The 7,293-nt window shown below is 66.6% G+C and carries 5 protein-coding genes and 2 pseudogenes; 4 read left to right on the top strand and 3 right to left on the bottom strand.

Annotated features, from left to right (window positions below; all coding sequences use genetic code 11):
• A pseudogene (locus B3547_RS06745) lies at positions 1-199 on the top strand (hypothetical protein); the annotation flags it as partial.
• 334 nt (positions 200-533) lie between these two features.
• Here the strand turns inward: B3547_RS06745 and B3547_RS06740 are convergent.
• Positions 534-854 carry a GlsB/YeaQ/YmgE family stress response membrane protein gene (locus tag B3547_RS06740; RefSeq protein WP_292961443.1) on the bottom strand — a complete coding sequence of 107 codons (321 nt, stop codon included), beginning with the start codon at positions 852-854 and terminating at the stop codon, positions 534-536.
• A 481-nt stretch (positions 855-1,335) separates the two neighbouring features.
• Between B3547_RS06740 and B3547_RS06735 the strand changes: the two genes are divergently transcribed.
• The 3 genes from B3547_RS06735 to B3547_RS06725 all read left to right on the top strand — a co-directional run bounded on the left by B3547_RS06735 (position 1,336) and on the right by B3547_RS06725 (position 5,193).
• The gene (locus B3547_RS06735) at positions 1,336-3,351 is read left to right on the top strand and encodes a ribonucleoside-diphosphate reductase subunit alpha (protein WP_124809700.1); all 2,016 of its coding nucleotides are present in this window, start codon (positions 1,336-1,338) and stop codon (positions 3,349-3,351) included.
• Between the two features lie 192 nt (positions 3,352-3,543).
• Positions 3,544-4,014, top strand: coding sequence for a PepSY domain-containing protein (locus tag B3547_RS06730; protein ID WP_292961519.1), 471 nt, complete (start codon positions 3,544-3,546; stop codon positions 4,012-4,014).
• Positions 4,015-4,137: 123 nt separating this feature from the next.
• A complete protein-coding gene (locus tag B3547_RS06725) occupies positions 4,138-5,193 on the top strand; it encodes a ribonucleotide-diphosphate reductase subunit beta (RefSeq protein WP_124809698.1) in 1,056 nt (351 codons plus the stop codon).
• 38 nt (positions 5,194-5,231) lie between these two features.
• Here the strand turns inward: B3547_RS06725 and B3547_RS06720 are convergent, their stop codons facing one another.
• The gene (locus B3547_RS06720; protein ID WP_292961438.1) at positions 5,232-5,594 is read right to left on the bottom strand and encodes an endonuclease domain-containing protein; all 363 of its coding nucleotides are present in this window, start codon (positions 5,592-5,594) and stop codon (positions 5,232-5,234) included.
• A 571-nt stretch (positions 5,595-6,165) separates the two neighbouring features.
• Positions 6,166-7,293, bottom strand: a pseudogene (locus tag B3547_RS06715) (hypothetical protein); the annotation flags it as partial.

The following is a 7,293-nucleotide window of genomic DNA, read 5'->3' as shown; positions in this document are numbered from 1 at the left end:
CCACAAATGGTACGGCACCGCGCGGCAGGTCACGCTTTACGACACCTATTTCTTCGACGATTTCCCGCCGGTCGATCCCGACGAACTGACCGACGTGATCGGCCGCCATTTCCGCGAGCCGGAGGAAGGACTCGGCTTCGACGCCAGCCCCACCGCGCACATGTGGCGCACGATGATCTGGCCCAACAACTTTCTCTAGCGGAATCAGGCGCGCGCGGCGGGACAGTCCGGAACGGGCCGTTCCCCGCTTTGCGCAAGCGCGGACAGCGGCAATAGTGCCCCGACGGAACCGGCGAGAACGGTCTCCGGGCGCGGGTTGTACGCGGACCGCCCCGGGGCTTCGCCCGATACCCGAAGGCCCGTCCCGCGCCCCCGCGGCGCCTCACGTCGACGACCGGGCCGTCCAGGCCACGGTGCCTCCCCCCGAGCGCCGTGGCCTCTTTTTTTGGCAGTCTCGCTCCCGGACGGGAGGAGTTGCCCCTTTCTTCTCCCCTCCCCCTTGCGGGAGGGGTTGGGGGTGGGCGGACTCCGCCCTACCAGTGCCGCCCCAGCCAGATCAGCAGCAGCGCGCCCAGCACCGAGGCGAGGCAGCCGGCGCGATTCACCCCTTCGCCGAAGGTGCTGCCCGAACGCCAGCTGGCGAACACCCCGGCCACGATCGATCCGCCGATTCCCAGCAGCACCGTCTTCACGAACCCCAGGTCCACCGGGCCGGGATAGAGGATTTCCGCCAGCAGCCCCACGAAGAAGCCGGTGATCACGATCGAGATCAGGTTGAACACGCTTTTCGCCTCCGCCTTCCACAGCTTTTTTCCTGCTTCGCGGGGTGTGCCCGATCCGGCGCGATTGTCCACAGGATGGTGGTTCGGAGCGAAAATTTTTGGACCCGTCACGATTTGGTCTTGAAGTGCCGTTTTCCCCGCGCGTCGCTGCACTGCACAATGACTTTCGCTGCGACGAAGCGAATCGGGATTACGACGAACCGAATCGTCAACTGATGGTTTACCCTCTTGTGTCTGAATCCCGTTGAGGCACTATGGATAGTGGTCGGACCGTGTGGGGGCCTCTAGACCTTGTTGAGAACGGAAGCGTGCCCTTGGGCGCGTGGCGGCTGCCGGCTTCGTGCCGGCGCCCGCTTCCGTGCCTGCGCAAGGGGCGCGAGACCCGATTTCATGACCCGCGCGGGCCATCTTGTGGTAGGATCGGGGCCTTGCTCCCGATTCGAACGGAAGCGGAACATTCGGACCGGCCGGAACAGGCCGGCGGGTGTCCGGCCAGCAGATTTGGACGACCGGCCGGGTTTCGGTCGGGCGGTGGTGAAACCGGGGGTTAGACGTGGATTTCAGGACTGGGGACGGCTCCGTGGCGGCGCAGGACGAATTGGGCCTTGATGGCGCGACTCTCGAAGGCGCGTCGCCGGCAGAAGGCAGAACGGCGATGAGTTTGAATACGCAGGATTCCGGGACCGAGGCGCTGGTCGCCGCCGTGGCGGCGGCTGCGGCCGCCAGCGTTCCCGCGCCCGAGAAGGAGAACTCGCGCACCGTCCGCGCCCGCCGCTTCGGCATCGTCACCGATGAATCGCGCGATGCGCTGCTCACCGCGTTCGGCAAGGACACGCTCGACGACCGCTACCTGCTGCCCGGCGAGAAGTACCAGGACCTGTTCGCCCGCGTGGCCGATGCCTATGCCGATGACGAGGCGCACGCCCAGCGGCTCTACGACTACATCTCGAAGCTGTGGTTCATGCCCGCCACGCCGGTCCTCTCGAACGGCGGCACCGGGCGCGGGTTGCCGATCTCGTGCTACCTCAATTCGGTGGACGACAGCCTGGAAGGCATCGTCGCCACCTGGAACGAGAACGTCTGGCTGGCCAGCCGGGGCGGCGGCATCGGCACCTACTGGGGCCAGGTGCGCGGCATCGGCGAAAGCGTGGGCCTGAACGGCAAGACCAGCGGCATCATTCCGTTCGTGCGGGTGATGGACAGCCTCACGCTCGCGATCTCGCAAGGGTCGCTGCGGCGCGGTTCGGCCGCCGCCTATCTCGACGTCTCGCACCCGGAAATCGAGGAGTTCCTCGAAATCCGCAAGACCAGCGGCGATTTCAACCGCAAGGCGCTGAACCTGCACCACGGCGTGCTGCTGACCGACGACTTCATGGAAGCCGTGCGCGATGGCGCCGAATTCCCGCTGCGCAGCCCCAAGGACGGTTCGGTGCGCGGCAAGGTGGACGCGCGCAGCCTGTTCCAGAAGCTGGTCGAGGTGCGCCTCGCCACGGGCGAACCCTATCTGGTGTTCTCCGACACCGTGAACCGCATGATGCCCAAGCATCATCGCGATCTCGGCCTCAAGGTCTCGACCTCGAACCTCTGCTCGGAAATCACCCTGCCGACCGGCCGCGATCACCTCGGCAACGATCGCACCGCCGTCTGCTGCCTGTCCTCGCTCAACCTCGAGACCTGGGACCAGTGGCACGGCGACAAGCACTTCGTCGAAGACGTGCTGCGCTTCCTCGACAACGTGCTGCAGGACTATATCGACCGCGCCCCCACCGAAATGGCCCGCGCCAAGTATTCGGCGATGCGCGAACGCTCGGTCGGCATGGGCGTGATGGGCTTCCACTCGTTCCTGCAGCAGAAGGGCATCGCCTTCGAATCCGCGATGGCCAAGGCGTGGAACCTCAAGATGTTCCGCCACATCGCCGCCAAGGCGGACGAGGCCAGCCTGCTACTGGCGCAGGAACGCGGCCCCTGCCCCGATGCGGCGGACATGGGCGTGATGCAGCGCTTCTCGTGCAAGATGGCGATCGCGCCGACCGCGTCGATCTCGATCATCTGCGGCGGCACCTCCGCCTGCATCGAGCCGATCCCGGCCAACATCTACACGCACAAGACGCTGTCCGGCTCGTTCGTGGTCGAAAACCCCTATCTCAAGGCGCTGCTCCAGCAGAAGAGCAAGGATTCCGCCAACGTGTGGAATTCGATCCTCGAGAACGGCGGATCGGTGCAGCACCTCGATTTCCTCAGCCCCGAGGAAAAGGCCGTGTACAAGACCAGCTTCGAGATCGACCAGCGCTGGCTGCTCGAATTCGCGGCGGACCGCACCCCGTTCATCGATCAGGCGCAGTCGCTCAACCTCTATATCCCGGCCGATGTCGACAAGTGGGATCTGATGATGCTCCACTTCCAGGCGTGGGAGAAGGGCATCAAGTCGCTCTACTACCTGCGCTCGAAGTCGGTGCAGCGCGCCGGGTTCGCCGGCGGGGTGGAGGCGGACAACACCGCCGAAGCGCCGAAGATCGAACTCAGCGCCGGCGACCAGACCGACTACGAGGAATGCCTCGCTTGCCAATAAGGGCCTGCCAATAGGGGCCTTGCGCTAAACAGGCCCCCGCATTTCAGGAAACCGCCGCCATGGGCACCGGACCTGCCATCGCCACGCTTCCCGCCCCCCGGGGCGCGGCGTGGCGCATGGGTCCGGCCGTACCGGGCGGCCCCGTTTCTCCTCCCGCCAGCACCGGATCGATGACCGCGCCATCCTCCTTACATTCCGCGACATTTTGCGGCTTGCCCGCAAGCGCGGCGGCGTGTCTGGAGGCCCCGGATCGTTTGCATTCGGGAGTATCGGGCAATGCGCAAGTGGCACCGCCGGACCACGGTGTTCTTCGGGATTTTCATGCTGTGGATGGCGGTGACGGGCATCGCCAGCCACGTCACCGCGCTGTGGCCGGCGGGCGAAGCGCCGCCAGCCTCCGCGCAAATGGCCGCGCCCGCCGGCTTCCACTGCCCCGAAACGATGACGTGCAAGCCCAAGGCGCCCAAGGGCGGGATGCGCGCCTGGGTGGGCATGTTCCATCACCTGCATTCGGGCGAGACGTTCGGGCCGCTCGGCACCGCGATCTCGCTGCTGACCGGCTGCGCGCTGCTGTTCTTCAGCATCTCGGGCCTGTGGATGTACCTCCAGATGTGGCGCAACCGGAAGCAGCGCGGCCTCAAGCCGGGCTGGTTCTGGCCGTAACGCTTCGGGCGGGGGATAACCGCTCTTCCCACCCGGCGCGCGCGGCAGCCCCTTGCCAGGCTCGCTTCCGCGCGCGCTTCATCGTGCCTATCTCTCGCAGACTCACTGACAGGACTCACGCCCATGCCGCTTCTTGAAGCCCGCAAGACCTACAAGCCCTTCGAGTATCCGTGGGCCTACGAATACTGGAAGCGCCAGCAGCAGGTCCACTGGCTGCCGGAAGAAGTGCCGCTGGGCGAGGACTGCCGCGATTGGGCGCAGAAGATCAGCGATCACGAGCGCAACCTGCTCACGCAGATATTCCGCTTCTTCACCCAGGCCGACGTGGAAGTGCAGGATTGCTACCACGAAAAGTACGGCCGCGTGTTCAAGCCCACCGAGGTCAAGATGATGCTGGCCGCGTTCTCCAACATGGAGACGATCCACATCGCCGCCTATTCGCACCTGCTCGACACCATCGGCATGCCCGAGACCGAATACGGCATGTTCCTCGAATACGAGGAAATGAAGGCCAAGCACGATTACCTCTCGACCTTCGGCGTGGAGACGGACGAGGACATCGCGCGCACGCTCGCCATGTTCGGCGGCTTCACCGAAGGGCTGCAGCTGTTCGCCAGCTTCGCCATGCTGATGAACTTCCCGCGCTTCAACAAGATGAAGGGCATGGGCCAGATCGTGAGCTGGTCGGTGCGCGACGAAAGCCTGCACTGCGAAGGCATCACCCGCCTGTTCCACGCCTTCGTCGCCGAACGCGGCTGCCTGACCAAGGCGGTGAAGGAAGACATCATCGATTGCTGCCAGAAGACGGTGCGGCTGGAAGACGCCTTCATCGACCTGGCCTTCGAACAAGGCCCGGTGCCGGGCATGAGCGCCAAGGAAATCAAGAAGTACATCCGCTATATCGCGGACTGGCGGCTGGGCCAGCTCGGCTTCCAGCCGATCTACATGATCGACGATCACCCGCTGCCCTGGCTCGCCCCGCTGCTCAACGGCGTGGAGCACGCCAACTTCTTCGAAGCGCGCGCCACCGAATATTCCAAGGCCGCCACGCGCGGCAACTGGAACGATGTCTGGTCCAGCTTCGACGCCCGCCGCAAGGCCAAGTCGGCCGCCAACGCCGACGTGAGCCTGGAAAGCGAGGAAGACATGTTCAAGGCAGCGGGAATCGCGGCGGAGTAAGCAGCACAAGGACGTCCCCCTCCCGCTTGCGGGAGGGGTCAGGGGTGGGCCTGCTCCCTCCCCTCCATCACCGCATTGCGAATGGCCGCGACCACGCCGTCGACATTCCCCAGCACGTCGGCATTGGTAAAGCGCAGCACGCGATAGCCATTGGCCGCGAACCAGCGGTCCCGCGCGGCGTCCTCGTCCAGCCGCGCCTCGTGGCTGAAGCCGTCGAGTTCCACCACCAGCCGCATCTCCCGGCACAGGAAATCGGCGAAGAACGGCCCGACCGGCATTTGCCGGCTGAACTTCGCACCCGTCTGCGCCCGCGAAAGGTAGCGCCAGAGCAACCGTTCGGCGGGAGAAGCCGCATGGCGCAGTTCACGCGCCCTTGGAGTATCGCGCGGCTGGAAGGCCATCGGTGGAAAATGACCCACCCCCAACCCCTCCCGCAAGCGGGAGGGGAGAAGAAGATACGACCGATTTGGCATTTATCCTCCCCTCCCGCCTGCGGGAGGGGCCGGGGGGGGGCTGCCCGCCCTCTCCCCTTGACAAAACGAACCAAATAGGTTAAGCACCCTCCCCACGGATCGGGAGCAGGGCTTGGCCGGCCTTGCCCACGCTCCTTCGGGCCTGGCGCCACGCGCGTTCCGGCCCGGCGCGGCCGGTGTGGGGCGCGGGTTCAAGGCGGGGCGTTTGCCAAGTCCCTGGCCCAGGCACACCAGCACCGGACGGGAAGCGTGGATGTGGCGCGGTGATTCAGCCGCTGCCGGCACGGGGCCGTACCTGCGAGCCGCCGCCCCTGCCGAAGCCCCTTCCCCTCATGGCCGAGCCGGACCGGGCTTGCTGCCCCGCCGGCCGTTCGCGACCGCAGCCTTCGACACGCCCTTCCCGCGCACCTTCCGGGTGCCGCACCGGTCGCGCGTTTCCGTATCGTCCTTTCAGGCCAGGGTCCGGGTTCGCCGCCGGATGCGAGCGCTTGTCTGCGGTTCAGGCCCGCTCGCGCCCCATCACCCGCGTCGGCACGCCCTGATAGCGCAGGCCCGGCAGCAGGCGTTCCTGCTTCATGATCACGCTGTGCCCGCCCACGCGCGCGCCATCGCCCACGTCCGCGCCATAGAGCGGCACCGTGCCCGCGCCGATCGTCGCGCCCTTGCCGATGAACACCTTGTCCACTTTCAGCACGCGGTCCTCGAAGGTGTGCGCCTGGAACATCGCGGTCACCGTCGCGCCATCGCCGATGTGGATCATGTCGGGGTCCACCACTTGCGCGAACTGCGGCCCCAGCACCGCGCGCTTGCCGATGGTGAGGCCCATCGCGCGCAGGAAGCCCAATAGCAGGAACGTGCCTTCCAGCCGCTGCAGGATCAGGTTGGCATACTTGGCCCAGGCGACATAGACATAGTCCCACCGGCTGCACCAGCACGACCACAGCGCGTGCTGGCCCGGCTTCACCCGCCCGATCAGCGTCCACTTCAGCGCCCACACCGCCGCCAGCAGCGCCACGACCGGCGCGAGCATGGCCCCCGGCAGCACCAGCAGCGCGAAGGCGGCGTCACCGGTCACGCCCCGGCCGCGCGCCACCATCGCGTACCACAGCGCGGAGAGCAGCAGCGGCAGCACCGGCAGGGCGAAGCGCGCCACTTCCCAGAACACGCGGTTCCAGTAGCGCACCGGCGAGGGATCGTGGGTGAGGCTGCGGTCCATGTCCACCACCTCGCGCCGGGGCAGGTCGAAGCAGGGGTGGCCAAAGCGCGATTGGCCGGCGGCGATAAGGTCGGGCCGCGCCACGGTGGCGATGCCGATCAGGATATCGTCGGGCAGGCGCGTGTTCGCCGGGATCACCGCGTGGTTGCCCAGGAACGTGTTGCGCCCCAGCTCCACCGTGCCGAGCGTGACCGTGCCCGCGCGCACGTCCGCGCCGCCGAGGTAAATGCCGTCGGCGAAGAACGTCTCCGCGCCGATCTCCACCAGTTCGGGCACCACGTCGATGATCGTGCTGATCTCGCAGCTGGCGCCCACGCGCATTCCGCTGAGGCGCAGCCACTTGGACCAGAACACCGTGCCGCTCAGCCATTCGCCGGCGGCGTGGAGCATCCCGGTCTTGATCCACACCCG

Source organism: Novosphingobium sp. UBA1939, from assembly GCF_002336885.1.
Taxonomy (GTDB): Bacteria; Pseudomonadota; Alphaproteobacteria; order Sphingomonadales; family Sphingomonadaceae; genus Novosphingobium.
Note: the sequence above shows the minus strand (reverse complement) of the source record. Positions and strands in the feature narration are given on the sequence as shown.